Source organism: Streptomyces sp. RB17, assembly GCF_009604455.1.
Lineage (GTDB): Bacteria > Actinomycetota > Actinomycetes > Streptomycetales > Streptomycetaceae > Streptomyces.
In genome coordinates, this window is sequence record NZ_WEGL01000007.1 from 254,787 (window position 1) to 269,433 (window position 14,647).

13 protein-coding genes are annotated in these 14,647 nt (G+C 68.5%); 3 read left to right on the plus strand and 10 right to left on the minus strand.

Going from position 1 to position 14,647, the window contains the following annotated elements; genetic code table 11:
- Positions 1-50: 50 nt before the first annotated feature.
- From SRB17_RS29625 to SRB17_RS29640, 4 genes are all read right to left on the minus strand, one after another.
- Positions 51-518 carry a hypothetical protein gene (locus SRB17_RS29625; protein WP_153543225.1) on the minus strand — a complete coding sequence of 156 codons (468 nt, stop codon included), beginning with the start codon at positions 516-518 and terminating at the stop codon, positions 51-53.
- Positions 518-4,795, minus strand: a complete 4,278-nt coding sequence (locus tag SRB17_RS29630) for a DUF6531 domain-containing protein (RefSeq protein ID WP_194294198.1) — start codon at positions 4,793-4,795, stop codon at positions 518-520. The genes SRB17_RS29625 and SRB17_RS29630 overlap by 1 nt, the downstream gene beginning before the upstream one ends.
- Positions 4,796-4,823: 28 nt before the next feature.
- A complete protein-coding gene (locus SRB17_RS29635) occupies positions 4,824-5,189 on the minus strand; it encodes a hypothetical protein (RefSeq protein ID WP_153543226.1) in 366 nt (121 codons plus the stop codon).
- A gap of 464 nt (positions 5,190-5,653) precedes the next feature.
- On the minus strand, positions 5,654-6,433 hold the full coding sequence (locus SRB17_RS29640) for a GntR family transcriptional regulator (protein WP_153543227.1): 780 nt from the start codon (positions 6,431-6,433) through the stop codon (positions 5,654-5,656).
- 18 nt (positions 6,434-6,451) lie between these two features.
- On the opposite strand from SRB17_RS29640, the gene SRB17_RS29645 reads away from it, so the two are divergent.
- Complete coding sequence (locus tag SRB17_RS29645; RefSeq protein ID WP_194294180.1) at positions 6,452-6,919, plus strand: NUDIX hydrolase; 468 nt, start codon at positions 6,452-6,454, stop codon at positions 6,917-6,919.
- A 485-nt stretch (positions 6,920-7,404) separates the two neighbouring features.
- Positions 7,405-7,638: a hypothetical protein gene (locus tag SRB17_RS29650; RefSeq protein ID WP_153543228.1), complete on the plus strand. Its 234-nt coding sequence runs from the start codon at positions 7,405-7,407 to the stop codon at positions 7,636-7,638.
- A gap of 311 nt (positions 7,639-7,949) precedes the next feature.
- On the opposite strand, the gene SRB17_RS29655 is transcribed toward SRB17_RS29650, so the two are convergent.
- Both SRB17_RS29655 and SRB17_RS29660 read right to left on the minus strand, forming a co-directional pair.
- Positions 7,950-8,477: a GNAT family N-acetyltransferase gene (locus tag SRB17_RS29655; RefSeq protein WP_153543229.1), complete on the minus strand. Its 528-nt coding sequence runs from the start codon at positions 8,475-8,477 to the stop codon at positions 7,950-7,952.
- A 314-nt stretch (positions 8,478-8,791) separates the two neighbouring features.
- Positions 8,792-8,983 (minus strand): KOW motif-containing protein, encoded by a 192-nt coding sequence (locus SRB17_RS29660; RefSeq protein ID WP_153543230.1) that lies wholly within the window; start codon positions 8,981-8,983, stop codon positions 8,792-8,794.
- Between the two features lie 321 nt (positions 8,984-9,304).
- Here SRB17_RS29660 and SRB17_RS29665 point away from each other — a divergent pair, with 321 nt between their 5' ends.
- Entirely contained in the window at positions 9,305-10,543 is a 1,239-nt protein-coding gene (locus SRB17_RS29665) for an IS110 family transposase (RefSeq protein ID WP_153543231.1), read from the plus strand.
- 179 nt (positions 10,544-10,722) lie between these two features.
- On the opposite strand, the gene SRB17_RS29670 is transcribed toward SRB17_RS29665, so the two are convergent.
- From SRB17_RS29670 to SRB17_RS29685, 4 genes are all read right to left on the minus strand, one after another.
- Complete coding sequence (locus SRB17_RS29670; RefSeq protein WP_153543232.1) at positions 10,723-11,346, minus strand: RBBP9/YdeN family alpha/beta hydrolase; 624 nt, start codon at positions 11,344-11,346, stop codon at positions 10,723-10,725.
- Positions 11,343-12,629: an MFS transporter gene (locus SRB17_RS29675; protein WP_323376414.1), complete on the minus strand. Its 1,287-nt coding sequence runs from the start codon at positions 12,627-12,629 to the stop codon at positions 11,343-11,345. The genes SRB17_RS29670 and SRB17_RS29675 overlap by 4 nt, the downstream gene beginning before the upstream one ends.
- Positions 12,630-12,721: 92 nt before the next feature.
- Positions 12,722-13,630 carry a TauD/TfdA dioxygenase family protein gene (locus SRB17_RS29680; protein WP_153543234.1) on the minus strand — a complete coding sequence of 303 codons (909 nt, stop codon included), beginning with the start codon at positions 13,628-13,630 and terminating at the stop codon, positions 12,722-12,724.
- Between the two features lie 37 nt (positions 13,631-13,667).
- Entirely contained in the window at positions 13,668-14,642 is a 975-nt protein-coding gene (locus SRB17_RS29685) for a quinone oxidoreductase (protein WP_323376415.1), read from the minus strand.
- Between the last annotated feature and the right edge of the window lie 5 nt (positions 14,643-14,647).

The following is a 14,647-nucleotide window of genomic DNA, read 5'->3' on the forward strand; positions in this document are numbered from 1 at the left end:
TAGATCATCGTGCCCTGATCAGTGGCTTCCGGGTCAAGGCTTGACGAACTTCACGGCCGCCATCGGATCAAGGCAGGCATGGCAGCGTGGTCGGTGCCTTCCATCGTCACGATGACTTCTCGGCCCGTCGCCGTTCCCAGCCAGGTCACGAAGGCGCGAACGGGTGCGAAGGTCGCCTTGTCGACCACGTCGGAGGGATCGAAGGTGAACTCGATCTCTTCAATGTCGAAGAAATAGCAGGTGAACCACACGCCGTCGACGTCGATGGCCAGGCTCGCCGATTCCTCCGGGTCCTGCTCAAGCCGGGACCATACGACAGAGGCGTCCAAGGCACCGCTCTCCGTGGTGCCGGAGAGCGTCCAGGTAAGGACATGATTCCCCGGGACAACGGGCAGCCCGTCGAACATGCGCCGCCAGTCGTCGATCGTGGTGTCGAGGACGCAGACGTCCCGCAGTGCTCCGTCTGCGACGAAGTCCTCTGCTCGGTATGCCGGTTCGGTCTCGTGCTGCCCCGCCATCACAGGAATCCTTCGAAAGTGAGCTGGCCCCCACGCCAACTCCATCGGGCGCCCCAGCCGCCGGGAACCCGGAAGTCGCGGGTGATGCCGCCGTATTGGGCCGACGCCGAGGTGTTGACCTTCTCGACCACATTCGGGTCGGTGAGTATGTCCTGGATCATCTCATTGGCGATCTCGGTCCGCTCACTATTGGTGAGCTTGCCGAAATTGTACATGTCAACATGAGCTTGCCCCCGTTTAGCCAGATTGCCCGGGCTCGGGTCGCCGTGTTTCTGCAGCGCCCTGCCGGCCGGTGAGAGCTGGCCCTTCTTGATGGTGGTGGCCGCCTGGGACAAGTCGTCGAGGCCATAGTTGCAGGGGGAGAGGCCGAGGGGGTCGATCCAGGTGAGGGGAGTGCGCACATAGCCGTGGTGATTGTCCGCCGGCACCAGCCCCAACGGGTCCGCGCTGATGTACCGGGCCGTCCCGGGGTCGTAGTAGCGGTGCAGGTTGTAGTGCAGTCCTGTCTCGTCGTCGGCGTACTGCCCCGGGAAGCGCAACGGGCAGTCGACGGGCCCGGCGCCATCATCCGGGACAGGAAAGCGCGTGCCCCACAGCGTGGTGCGGCGCTGCCAGAGCAGGTCTCCGGACGCGGACACCAGTTCCATCGGGGTACCGACAGGGTCCGTGACCACGGCGTGGAAGCGAGCGGTGCGCTCGGGGTTCGTCTCCTCGGCCAGCCGCGCCAGGAACGACGCGTTCGACCGTGAAGCCGACGGCTCGTGGTCGGTCTGGGCCACCGGGCGAGGGGTGCCCGGCTTGTAGTCCCAGGTCAGCACTCGGCCCGCTGCGGTCTGCTCGGCCAAGAGCGTGTCGTCCCAGATGAACTCCGTACGGTCGTGCTCCGAGCCGTCCTCGACCACCCGGTGCTTGGAGATGCGCCGGCCGAGCGGGTCGTAGGCGTAGTGCCAGCGGTCGCCGTCCGGGGTGACCACCTCCGTCAGGCGATCCTCTGCGTTCCAGACGTAGGTCCACGTACGGCTCTGGCCGTTCAGAAGCCGGCGGGTTCTGCGGACCAGGCGACCCTGCGCGTCGTGCTCGTACGCGGTCCCGGTCGCCGAGCGGACGAGAGTGCCGACGAACTCGCGCTCGCCGGGCTCGTCGTGGGCGGGGGCAGTGGCGTCCACCAAGTTGCCCGCAGCATCGTACGCGTAGGTCTCCGTCCAGCCGTGGGCACGCACCCCGGTGACGCGCCCCATGCTGTCGAGGTCGAAGCGGCGGGTGCCCGAGGTGAGCTCGCGGATCTCAGTGAGGTAGCCGTCGGCGCGGTGTGTGTAGGTGCGGTGCTGTAGGAGGCGGTCCACGCCGTCCGCCGCCGGGCCGGAGGTCAGACTCTGCCCGGTCAGCAGGTTCCGTGGGCTCCAGCTCTGGGTGAGTCTCACCTCCGTGCCGAGGCGGCGCTCCGTCTCGCGGCCTGCGGGATCGTGGTCGAAGTGCAGTTCGCCTACAGGCGAGCGCAGGGTGAGCGGGCGGCCCGCCTGGTCGTATGTCCATTCCGAGGCCAGCCCTGACGGCGTCACCCGGCGGACACGGCGGCCGAGGGCGTCGTACGCATGGGTGGTCGTGCGGCCGTTCACCGTCTCCGAGAGCACGCGGCCCAGGCTGTCCCGCTCCAGTACGACCTCGGCGTCGGCGTTGGCCGCCTGCGCGAGACCGCCGTCGGGACCGTACGCGAACGTCGTAACGGCTCCCGCCTCGGACCGCTGCTCCACCACCCGCCCCACCGCGTCCCGCGTGAGGTGCAAGGTCTCTCCGGCGCCGTTGATCCGGGAGGTCAACTGCCCTGCCGCGTCATGGACGTACGTCAGCCTGCGGCCGTTGAAGTCCGTCTCCGCTGTAAGCCGACCCGCGTGGTCGTAGGTGTACGACCAGGTGCGCCCTTGCGGGTTGGTTACACCGGTCAGGCGGAGCTCGGTGTCGTAGGCGAACTCGTAACGGGCGCCGTCCGGGTCCGTCCGTGCGGCCGGGACGTCGAACGGGCCCAGAACATGGTGGGTCGTGTTACCAGCGGCGTCAGTGTGGCTGAGGAGGTTGCCTTCCGCGTCCCAGGCCCATGACTCGCGCGTACCGTCCGGGTGTTGGCGCCACGCCTGTTTGCCCTCGGTGGTCCAGCCAAGGCGGGTGCTATGGCCCAGCGGGTCGGTCACCTCGACGATCCGGCCGAAGGAGTCCCTGCGGATCGTCGTGGTGTGGCCCAGCTCGTCGGTCGTCGCGACGGGCAGACCGGCCGGGTCGTACGCGATGGTGCGGGTGTGGCCGAGGGCATCAGTGATGGTGGTCGGGCGGCCGGCCTCGTCGTGCGTGTACCGGGTCTCGGCCCCCGTGGGGTCAACGGTCGTGAGGAGATTGCCCCGCTCGTCGTAGGTGTGCCGCCAGACCGCTCCGCCTGGTTCAACGACCTCGGTCGGCTGCCCGAACGCGTTGCACACGGCCCGCGCGACCGATCCATCCGGCAGGGTGAGTTCCGTCAGGTTGCCTGAGGCGTCGTAGGCGTATCGGGTCGTACGTCCCAGGGGGTCGGTGACGGTGACGGGCCGGGCACCGTACTCGTCCCAGCCGGTGCGGGTGACGTGCCCCAGCGGATCCGTCTCCTCCTCGACCTGGCCCTCGGCGTTGTAGCGGTGCACCGAGACGCGGCCCTGCGAGTCCGTGTACGTCGTCGTGCGTGCCGCGTCGTCGTAGGTCAAGGTGCCGGACAGGATTCCGTCCACGCCCTCAGTACGCACCACACGGCCGCACTCGTCGTAGGAGTACGAGAACCACGTGCCGTTGCGGTCGGTCCAGCGGGTGACGCGGCCCTCGGCGTCGTATGTGAACCGCAGGGGTTCGCTGCTGGAGTTGATGACCTCGGTGAGGTTGCCGGCGGCGTCGTAGCCGTACCGCATGACGACCGTGCCCTCGTCCAGCGCGGTGCCGGGGCGGTAGCGGGAGGGCGCCTCGTCGAGCAGGCGCAGGGCGGTGATACGGGGGCCCTGGGTGTCGACGGCGACGTAGTAGCCGCCGGAGTGGCGGATACCGAACGGGACGCCCTCGTCGTCGCGTTCGACGTCGATGCGGTTGCCGTTGCGGTCGCTCCAGGAGTCCAGGGCCAGGTCGAAGACACCGAAGGACGGGGAGGGAACGGGGGCGGCGAAGGTGCGGGTCACGCCTGTCGCCGGGTCGGTGACCGTCATCGCGCCGTCCGGCTTACCGTCCCACTCCAGGGGCCAGTGGGCGCCCTTGACCGGCATCGTGGGTACGCCCGGTTCCGGTACTGGGTACACCAGGCGCATGCCGTCCGCCGCAGCGAAGACGACGCCCTCACCGTCGATCTGAAGGCACTCGTCGAGGCTGGAGATCCAGGTCGAGCCGAAGCAGACGCCACCCCGGTACGAGGAAAGGTGGGTGCGGGTGAACTCGAAGGGGAGCGCGGCCGGCAGGGTGAGGTCCGTCTGGGTCATGAGCATGGCGCCGGTCGCCACGTCGATCGGCTCGCCCACGCACGGGGTGTCGTCGGCGTTGCGGGCCGCCGTGCCCAGATCGACCAGGTCGGGGCGGAGCGACGGCGGGCGCAGCAGCAGTGGGGTGGTGTCGGCGAGGCCGCCTTCCATGCTGGCCTTCAGCAGGCCGCCGCCCGCTCCCAGGGCGCCGCCGAAGATCATGCCGTTCTTGGCGGCCTGGTTGACCTCGTCCAGGCTGAAGCCGTGCTGCAGACCCGCCGCCATCTGCAGCGGCTGGGCCACGGCAAGGTCGACGGTGACCGACTCGACCCCGCCGAACGCGACGCCGGCGAAGGCACCTCCGATGATGTCGGCCACCACGGCGGAGACCCCGACGCCTATCGTGGCACCGAACTCGATGACCGCGTCCGCCGCCGCTGCCGCCGCACCCGACGCGATGCCCGCGGTCATGATGGCCAGCGCCACACCACCCGCGATCACGGCCGCGTCGATGGCGATCCGCGTCCACAGCTTGTTGATCGCGTCGTCGATGGCATCGGCGAACGTCTCCAGCGCACTGGCCATGTCCCGCGACGACTTCGCGAGATCGCTCAGCCAGCCGCCGTCCTTGCCCTGGGCGTAACGGCCCCAGAACTTGCGGAACGCCTCGATCGACTCACCCGTGTTGTTGTGGATGATCCCGGACGCGCTGCGGTGCACCGGGGAGCGGACATCGTCCACGGACTCGGCGAACGCACGCCACGCTTTCGCCGCGTCCCGCAGCTTGCCGGAGTCGGCCTCCGGCCACCACAGGCCCATGTCGAGAAGGATGTGGCGGGCTTTGGACTCAATGCTCACCGGCACCGTCGCTCTGCTTGGGGGTCTTCACTTCCGTGAACATGCCGGCGACGAGCTCGTCGTGGTCCACATGCCCGTCGGCCATGTCCACCATGGCCTCGTTGATACTCGTCAGGCCGAGCACCAGGATGCCCGCCGCGCTCTCGATCGACTTCTGGTGCGGCTTGTAGACGCCGCCGAACTGATTGCCCTGCTTGTCGTGACCCCAGGGCTCGCCGAGGCCGTCCAGGGTCTTGATGAGGGTGGTCAGCGCCTTGCTCAGGTCGATGGCCCCCTGGTGAAAGGCAGGTGCCGCCGCCTTGATGTCGGCGGTCTTGATGTCCAGCACCTTGCCAGGGACCTTGCCGTCAACCATTGATACCCCCGCCCCGTTCGCAGCTGCGGCTTCCGACCCTAGGGCGGCAAGTTCAAGGAAGACCCATGCCAGGGTAATTCAGGAGTAACACTCCCCTGCCAGGCATGACTTCAGGCCAAGCCATCGCCCGTCGCCGGCCACTACGCGATCTCCGGTGGCATGAGCCTCGGATCCCCGTAGTCCCTGCGACGAGGCCCGCGTGAGGTGCAACGCCCGGCTTCAACTGGTGGCCACGTCCAGCAACACCTCCGCAAGGCGGTCGGCGGCATCCGGGCGTCCCAGGGATCGGGCCCGCTGCGCCATGTGCTGGCGTTCGCCGGGTGAGGTGATGAGCGGGGCGACGGCCGAGCGAAGTGCCTCGGACGTGACCGCGTCCCGCAGCAAGAAGAGTGCCTGACTCCTATACATGAGTCAACCCGCCACGAAGAAGAACTCGTGGCAGGCCGAAGAGAGTTGAGCGGGCGTCAGTCGGCTGCGGGGATCCTGTACTCGAAAACGAACTGGTCAGCGGCCATAAGCGTGTCGCAGACTTCGACCACCCGACCCTCCCTCGTACGAGCTTCCCGGACCAGATGAACCACCGGAGCACCCGCACTCAGCGCCAGCTCGGAGGCTTCCGCTTTGGAGGCCGGACGCGCCTGCAGCGTCTCAACGAACTCGGCGAACTCGTGTCCGTGGTCTTCGAGTCGGGCATAGATGCCACCGCCGCCGGGGTTCTCGGCGAACAGCTCGGGGATGTCCTTCACGACGTCCCACGGGAGGTACGACGTAGCCGTCTCGACCGGGGTGCCATTGCGGAAGTAGAGGCGGCGCCGGGCAAGCACCTGGGTGCCGGCGGAAACGCCCAGCCGCCGGGCCGCATCCTCTGGGGCCTCCATTGGGCCGATGTAGAGGACGCTGACCTTGGCCGTGGCGCCAGACTGCGCGGACTCGGCGAGGTACGCGGCCTTGCCGCCCTGACGAAGCGAACGCCGGAAGCGGTCGGAGGACCGATGCCGTACCGGCGGGCGATCCTTCACGATCGAACCCTTGCCGTGCCGGGTCTCGACGAGCCCGCTCGCGCGCACCTCGACCATGGCCTTGCGGATCGTCCCGCCCGACACGCCGTAGCGGTCGACCAGCTCTGACTCACTCGGCACCATTTCACCGGGCTTGAGGACACCCGCCCGGATCTGCTGGACGATCTCCTCGGCGATCTGCACGTACCGAGGTACGGACCTCTCACCTCCTACTGCGGTTCCCATAGTCCTTCTCTTCCTCCTATGCTCCTGTACATGAGTAACAGTGCCCAGGAAGGCCAGTCAACGCCACTGCACTCCGTGTCCGTGGCCGGGGTAGTGGTGCGCGAGGACGGCCGACTGCTGGCGATCCGCCGCGCCGACAACGGCACTTGGGAGCTCCCCGGCGGTGTACTGGAACTCAACGAGACGCCAGAGGCAGGCGTCGCCCGCGAGGTCCTGGAGGAGACCGGCATCCACGTCGAGGTGGACGAACTCACCGGGGTCTACAAGAACACGATCCGAGGCATCGTTGCCCTGGTCTTCCGCTGCAAGCCTTCAGGCGGGACCGAGCGCACGTCGAGTGAGTCAACGGCCGTCGACTGGCTCACGCCCGACGAGGTCGCAGAGCGCATGTCCGAGGTCTTCGCGATCCGGCTCTTGGATGCTCTGGACGGCAACGGCCCCCACGTGAGGAGCCACGACGGGCGACGGCTCATCCCAGCGGGATAAGACTTTCCCTACTTCATCAAGCACCCTCGTCGCTTCACTCCTCCGGGCGGGCGCGGGCGGCCGGCGGCGCCCGCGCTCATGTCTCCGCCCCGCTCGGCACCGCCGGCCGCCCGCTCCCGCCCAAGAGGCAGGCACACAGTGCATAAGGTCAGAACACGTCGTGGCTGGGGCGGTCGGCTCCGCGACTTTAGCCAGCCACTTTGGCGCGAGCCTCGAAGATCATGGCCCCAACGTCGTGCTTTACCGGGCAGGTCCACAGACTGCCCGACGCGCCGGAAGCTTACGGGGCCATGATCACTCGCGCCAAAGCAGCTCCCGGCCAAAGTCGCTACGCCGACCTAGGTGTGCTGTCCGACGGGTCGCCCCATCGACCACGCGCCCGACAGCTATGTCACCCGAACGGCCCAACGTGACGTGCCACCCATATGGATGAACATCAAGCTGATTAGTGCCCCAATCAAGGCAATCCGTGAAAGGGGAACCGAATGCGCATTCGACGCATCCTCGCCGCCGGCATCGCCACGGCAGCCCTCGCCGGACTCGGCCTCACAGGTGCCGCCACCGCCGCCAGCCTCACCCCGAGTCAGGGCTTCGGCGCCGCCCTCACCCCGGGTGAGTGCATCGACGGCGGCGGAACGGTCGATTGGACCCCCACCTCGGCCAACCCCCACACCGGGACCTGCAGGGGCGGCACGGGCAACGGGCAGGCAGTCGACTAAACCCCACTAGGCGCTAGGAACGCCCCGCAGCCACGCGCTGCGGGGCGCTCCCGCGCGAGCGTAGCCGGGAGAGTCGCAGGGACCGTGCCGACCCGTCGGGCACGCTAAGTGGCCAACAGTCGTCCTTGTCTTAGCCCTCCCGCTCGGGGCCGTCTCTGGGCCGTGCGGGGGCGCTCAACGACGACCAACGCTGACAACCACCGACATCTAAGTCGCAGGTCGCAGCGTTGATCGATTACACGGGCGCAGGTCAGAGACCCGGCCCTTCACTTCTTCGGCTACTGAGCGGCCCGGCCCCCGACTTCTCGTCTTCAGGGAGTCCACTCGTGAGCGAGGAGGCCAAGGATCACCTGGTCGACGAATGCTCCGTACACCCAGGCCGAGCGCCGCAACGTGCCCTCGCTCGTGAACCCCGCTCTCTTCGCCGCCGCGATCATCGGCGCGTTGTCTGCCATGGTCTCCACCTGCAGTCGCTGCAGTCCGCGTACCGAGAACCCGTACTCGCACAGCACGCGGACGATGTCCGAGCTAAACCCACGACCGCGGAAGTCAGGGAGCACGGAGATCCCCAGGTGCGCCGACCTGTTATGCGTGTCGATGCCCCACAGCGAGGCGGCACCGACCAGTTCCTGCGAATCGAGTTCCACCACGGAAAAAGATGCTGCAGCGTCCGAGGGCTCAGCGACTACATAGGGAGAGTGGGCCGACCCTGGTGGTATCGGATGCCAGGGCCGAGGGTCCTGACGCGACCGGGTTGCCACGTCGTTGTAAAGAACCGCGTGGAGCACTGGAATGTCGGCGCCCGCAGGCCGATCTTGTTGCCTCGTATCATCCGCCATTGCTACCGCAGGACGACGAGTTGATCAATCCTGGCTGTACAGCAGCGGAGTACAGCAACCGCGGAGACCGCAGCCGACCGGCAGCACTCCCAAGACCACGAATGACCAGCCGAGCAGGCCTCAGCGACCGCCCCGCCCGTAGTTCGCATCGAGGAGGCATGGCGCAGCCCTAGGGCCGTGCCACTCAGAACGGGCGGGAAATCACAGGAATCGGGGCACGGAGCGGGCAGTATGGCAGCACAGCGCCAAGCCAGGGAACCCGCAGCTCGGCCCCGTGATCGCCCAATCTCGCTTCCCAAGCTAAGGGGCGGTACTCAGGCGTTGGGCACCTTCTCGACCGTGTCGAGGGGGACATCGATGCGGGTGTCGTCTCCGAAGATCTGCACTACCAGTTCTACGCGGTGGCGCTCGCGGTCAATGGCGCGAACCGGCCCCGTGAACTGCGCGAAGGGGCCATCGGTCACCAGGACGGTGTCCCCTGGCTGCAGTTCCGGGGCGCTCGGCATTGTTACTCCCTGGTGGTGTCGGTCGGTCCGAACTTGGTGGGTGGTTGCCCAGGACCTTACGGTGCCGGCACCGGGGGGCCGTCTCAGTAATCCGGGGGCCTGGCGGCTCCACCCCGTGGGCGTGAAAATCGGTGCGTGGCCGTCCGGCGGACGTCGAGGAAACTTGGTGCGATCCGAGCCTGTGTCTCAGTAGGACGCTGGGGGTCCATCGCCAGGCACCCGGATGTGTTGCTTCGAGCACGTGAATCAGTTTCTCCCGCCTGCCGGACCCCTGCCGGCCGGTCACGCGCCCGCGGCTGTCACGAGATGGGGGTGCCGGGGATGGATGTGATCCACGAACGCTGTGCGGGGATCGACATCAGCAAGGTGGACGTGAAGGTGACGATCCGCGTGCCCGGTGCGGGCAAGCGCCGCCGCAGGGAGACCCGTACCTTCTCGTCGGTGACGTCCGGGCTGCTGGCGATGCGGGACTGGCTGCTCGCCGAGGGCGTCACGGTGGCCGGCATGGAGGCCACCGGCGCGTACTGGAAGCCCGTGTTCTACCTGCTCGAGCACGAGATGGAGTGCTGGCTGCTCAACGCCCGGCACATGAAGGCAGTGCCGGGCCGCAAGACCGATGTCAAAGACTCCGAGTGGATCGCCCGGCTGGTCGAGCACGGCCTGGTGCGGCCCTCGTTCGTGCCTCCCGAGCCGATTCGGCAGCTGCGGGATCTGACCCGCTACCGCACCGAGGTCATCCGCGAACGCACCCGCGAGGCGCAGCGGCTGGAGAAGCTGCTGGAAGACGCCGGGATCAAACTGTCTGCCGTGGTCTCCGACATCCTCGGCGTCTCCGGCCGGGCGATGCTGGCCGCCCTCATCACCGGCAACCGTGACCCGCATCTGCTGGCTGACCTGGCCAAGGGCTCTATGCGGCGCAAGACCGATGCCCTCATCGAGGCCCTGACCGGCTACTTCACCGACCACCACGCATTCTTAGCCCGCGCGATGCTCGATCGCATCGATGCCTGCACCGCCATGGAGAAGCGGCTCGATGAGCGCATCGACGAACAGATCGCGCCCTTCCGCCGCCGCATCGAGCTGCTCGTGACCGTTCCCGGCATCAACACCCGCACCGCCCAAGTGATCCTCGCGGAGATCGGCGCTGACATCGCCCACTTCCCCACGGCCGCCGACCTTGCCTCCTGGGCCGGTGTCTGCCCCGGCAACAACGAGTCCGGCGGCAGAAAGGGCCCGGGCAGAACCCGCCACGGCGACCCCTGGCTCAAGGCCGCCCTCGGCCAGGGCGCGGTCTCCGCCTCACGCACCAAGGACACCTACCTCGCCGCCCGCTACCGGCGCATCACCGCCCGCCGCGGCAAGAAGAGAGCCCTGGTCGCCCTCCAGCACTCGATCCTCATCTCCGTCTGGCACATGTTCACCCACGACGCCGAATACGCCGACCTCGGCGGCCGCTACTTCATCGAACGCACCGGCCGGGCCCGGCAGACTCGGCGCCTGGTCAGCCAGCTCAACCAACTCGGCTACCACGTGACCCTTCAAACAAACGGAGCCGTCTGACCAGCGGCTGCGGACACATGGAAGGTGGATTTTCGAATCAGTGGAGCTCCACCGCCAGAGCTCGGCGTAGTCGGCGAAGCGCAGGCCGTGGGTCTCTTCCAGCCATGCCATGAAAAGCGCGACGTTGGAGTACTCCAGTTCGCGGCGCCCCGGGGTCCACAGCAGATCGGTGTCCGGCTTCACGGCTGCTCACCTGTGGGCGTCGCCGCGAGCGGCGCGCTTGCGGAGTCGGACTCCAGGGTGCGGATCAGTTCCTCGGCCAGGGTCCACTCGCCGTATCCGGATGCCGGGTTGAGGTGGCCGACCTCACCCAGCTCCACGAGGCGGCTGCCCCAGCTGCGGGCCAGCCCGGCGACGCGCTCCGGTGCCCCGAGAGGGTCGTCGGCGCTGGCGGCGACGAGGCTGGGGAAGGGCAGCGTCGCGCGGGGCACGGGCGTCCAGCCGTGGTCCGCGAGTTCGGCGGGGGTGGGGTAGCCGTCCGGCAGCGGTGTCTCGAAGTCCGGTGGCGTGGCGAGCAGCGCGCCGCGTACGTCGGCGCGGTGGCGCCCGGCCCAGTGCACGGTGGTGATGACCCCGGCGCTGTGGGCGACCAGCAGGACCGGTCCTTCCAGGGGTGCCAGCGTGGCGGCCAGGTTGCTGACCTGGACGTCCAGACCGAGTCGGTTTCCCTCCGCCGGGGGAACGGTGCGGACGGCGCGGCCTGCCTGGGCGAGGCGTTCGGCGAGCAGGGTCTGCCAGTGGTCCGCGACGTGGTCGCGCAGGCCGGGGACGAAGACCACGGTGGGTTCCGCGGTGGGGCTCATGAGGGGATCTCCGACGGGTGCTTGGGCTCGGCATTCACGGCGAAGTCGTTGAGGCGGAGCAGGTCACGTTCGTACCAGTGCCGGCCGACCAGGAAGGCCACCGTGGCCGCGACCGCGACGAGGGGCACGATACGCAGGGCGCCCAGCAGGCCGAAGTGGTCCGCGAGCGCGCCCGTGACCGCGGGGCCCGGGGCCAGCCCGAGCAGGCTGTTGGCCAGGGTGAGGGTGGCGAAGGCGGTCGCCGCGATGGAGGCGGGGGTCAGGTTGGCGACCATGGCCGCCGCCGGTCCGGCGGAACCGGCCGACAGCAGAGCGCCGACGGCCAGGGTCGACAACTGTGCCGGTCCTGCGGGGAGTTGGAAGGCGAGGGTCAGCAGGAGCAGCGAGCCGAGGCTGCAGCCTACGGCGACGGCCCACTTACGGATCGGGGTGGTGGAGCTGATGCGGTCGGAAACGATGCCTCCGAAAATCATCCCGAAGCCGATGACCATCGCATAGCCGCCGGCGACCGCGCCCGCTCTGGCCGTTGTCATGTGGTAGTAGCGGTTGAAGAAGCTGGGCAGCCAGGACAGCAGCGCGCCTGCGATGAACAGTTGCAGTCCGCTGCCGACATAGGCGCTGACAACGGAGACGGAGGAGAACAGACGGGGCAGGTGGGTGCGCAGGTGCCGACGCTCTTGCGCGCCGTCCTCGCCGCCGGTGGGCCGCCCGCGCGGCGCCAGCCTGCTTTCCTTGACCACGACGCCGTACACCACGGCGAGTATCAGGCCGAAGATTCCCATCACAGCGAACGCCCAGCGCCAGCCGGCCGCCTGGGCCACGGCGCCGCCGACGGCGACGCCGAGCACGGAGCCGAAGGCGCCGCCCGCGATGAAGGCACCGGAGAGGGTGGCCCGGAGGACGACCGGGAAGACGCTGAGGACCACAGCGATCCCCACACTGCCGTAGGCCGCCTCGCCGATGCCGACGAAGAGCCGGCCGATGAACATCTCGCCGTAGTTGGCCGACATGGCGCAGCCGAGGGTGGCCAGGCTCCACAGCGTGGCGGCGAGCAGCAGGCTGCGCACCCTGCCCCACCGGTCGGCCATGAGGGACATGGGGAAGGTGAGCACGCCGACCGCCAAGGCCACGATGCCGCTGAGCGAACCCAGGGCGCCGTCGGACAGCAGCCATTGGGCTTTCAGCATCGGGAAGACGGCGTTGAGGACCTGGCGGGACATGTAGTCGGACAGCAGCAGGCCGAAGCCGAGTGCGAAGACCGTCCAGGCATAGCCTCTGGACACGGGCCATTCCGACGCGGATGCGGTCGGGGCCGTGGACTGCGCAGTGGTGTGAAACTCCATTGTCATCACCTCGACTGCTTGGAAATGGCAGGTCAGAACGGTCCGTCGCCCACAATCCCGGCGCGCTCCATCTTGCGGACGGCGGGCCAGTAGTCCTGGACGGCGTAGTGCTGGGTGGAGCGGTTGTCCCAGATGGCCACGCTGTTGGGACTCCAGCGCCAGCGCACCTGGTACTCGGGGATCGCGGCCTGGCTGATCAGGTAGGTGAGCAGATGGCTCGCGCCCGGCGCGTAGTCCTGGCCGAAACGCACGTTCTCGGGCGTGTGGTAGTTGACGAAGTGCGTCGCGAACGCGTTGACGAAGAGGATCTTCTCGCCCGTCTCGGGGTGCGTGCGCACGACCGGGTGCTCGGCGTCCGGGAAGCGCTCCTTCAGCGCGTGGCGCTGTTCCTCGGGCAGGACGGCGCCGAAGGTGGCCTCGATGCTGTGCCGGGCGCGCAGCCCTTCGATCGCGGTCTTGATGTGATCGGGAAGCCGGCGGTACGCCTCGGCCATGTTGACCCAGATCGTGTCGCCGCCGACCGGGGGTGATTCGACGCAGCGCAGCACGGCCCCCATCGAGGGGTTCACCCGCCATGTGCCGTCGGTGTGCAGGGCGTTCTCGTAGTGCTCCGGGGGGCTGTCCAGGTCCTTGTAGATCCGGACCAGTCCGGGGTGGTCGGGGTCGCTGCCGGCGACGGGGTGGTCCTCCAGCGGGCCGAAACGCGAGGCGAACGCGACGTGGTCGGCGCGCGAGATGTCCTGGTCCCGCAGGAAGAGGACCTTGTACCGCAGCAGCAGGCTCTTGATCTCGGCGAACAGGTCGTCGTCACGGGCCGCGTCGGCGAGGTTCACGCCGGTGATCTCGGCTCCGATGGTGCAGGTCAGCGGCTCCGCCTTCACGGTGCCCCGGCGCACGAGCGCCGGGACCTGCCGCAGCGACGGCGAGACGGTGTCTGGCATGGGTGCTCACTCCCTGGGTGGAACGGGGTGCGCCCTCTCACAGGAGGAAGACCGAGGACCCGGTGGTCCGGCCGGATTCCAGGTCGCGGTGGGCTTGCTCCGCGTCCTCGAGGGCGTAGCGCTGGTTGATTTCGATCTTGATGCGTCCCGTGGCGACGTGTTCGAACAGCTCTCCGGCCAAGGCATCGCGTTCGGCGGGGTCGGCGATGTAGTCGGCGAGGGCGGGCCGGGTGACGAACAGCGAGCCGTGGACGGCGAGTTGCATGGCGTCGATGGGCGGTACGGGACCGGAGGCGGTGCCGAAACAGACGAGCAGGCCGCGGCGGGACAGCGACGCGAGGGAGCCGGCGAAGGTGTCCTTGCCGACGCTGTCGAGCACCAGCGGTACTCCGGCGCCGTCGGTCAGTTCTCGCACCTTTTCGGCGACGTTCTCGTGCCGGTAGAGGATGACGTGCCGGCATCCGTGTGCGCGGGCGATCTTCGCCTTCTCCTCGCTGGAGACCGTGCCGATGACACGGATGCCGAGCAGTGCGGCCCACTGGGAGACGATCAGGCCCACACCGCCGGCCGCCGCGTGCAGCAGTACCGTGTCCCCCTCCCGCAGCGGGTGGATTCTGCGCAGGAGGTAGGCCGCCGTCAGGCCGCGCATGGTCATCGCGGCCGCCGTCTCGCAGCTGATCTGCGGGGGCAGCTTGATCAGGTGCGAGGCGTCCATGACCCGTTCGGTGCTGTAGGCACCGAGGGGGCTTCCGGTGTACGTCACCCGGTCCCCCGGGGTGACGTGGGTGACGCCCTCGCCGACGGCTTCCACCACTCCGGCGGCCTCGACGCCGATGCCGTCGGGCAGCCGTACCGGGTAGAGCCCGGTGCGGAAGTAGGTGTCGGCGAAGTTGAGGCCGACGGCCTCGTGCCGGATGCGCACCTGGCCCGGTCCGGGGTCGCCGACGGGCACCTCCTCCCAGGTGAGGACGTCAGGGCCACCGGTCTGGTGGAAGCGGACGGCGTGTGCCACGGAGA

Coding starts and splice junctions, on each gene's coding strand:
- SRB17_RS29645 (WP_194294180.1), top strand. CDS start 6,452: ATGCTCCTGTACATGAGTAACAGTGCCCAGGAAGGCCAGTCAACGCCA.
- SRB17_RS29670 (WP_153543232.1), bottom strand. CDS start 11,346: ATGAGCCCCACCGCGGAACCCACCGTGGTCTTCGTCCCCGGCCTGCGC.
- SRB17_RS29660 (WP_153543230.1), bottom strand. CDS start 8,983: ATGCCGAGCGCCCCGGAACTGCAGCCAGGGGACACCGTCCTGGTGACC.
- SRB17_RS29650 (WP_153543228.1), top strand. CDS start 7,405: ATGCGCATTCGACGCATCCTCGCCGCCGGCATCGCCACGGCAGCCCTC.
- SRB17_RS29630 (WP_194294198.1), bottom strand. CDS start 4,795: ATGGGCCTGTGGTGGCCGGAGGCCGACTCCGGCAAGCTGCGGGACGCG.
- SRB17_RS29665 (WP_153543231.1), top strand. CDS start 9,305: ATGGATGTGATCCACGAACGCTGTGCGGGGATCGACATCAGCAAGGTG.
- SRB17_RS29680 (WP_153543234.1), bottom strand. CDS start 13,630: ATGCCAGACACCGTCTCGCCGTCGCTGCGGCAGGTCCCGGCGCTCGTG.
- SRB17_RS29640 (WP_153543227.1), bottom strand. CDS start 6,433: ATGGGAACCGCAGTAGGAGGTGAGAGGTCCGTACCTCGGTACGTGCAG.
- SRB17_RS29625 (WP_153543225.1), bottom strand. CDS start 518: ATGGCGGGGCAGCACGAGACCGAACCGGCATACCGAGCAGAGGACTTC.
- SRB17_RS29635 (WP_153543226.1), bottom strand. CDS start 5,189: ATGGTTGACGGCAAGGTCCCTGGCAAGGTGCTGGACATCAAGACCGCC.
- SRB17_RS29655 (WP_153543229.1), bottom strand. CDS start 8,477: ATGGCGGATGATACGAGGCAACAAGATCGGCCTGCGGGCGCCGACATT.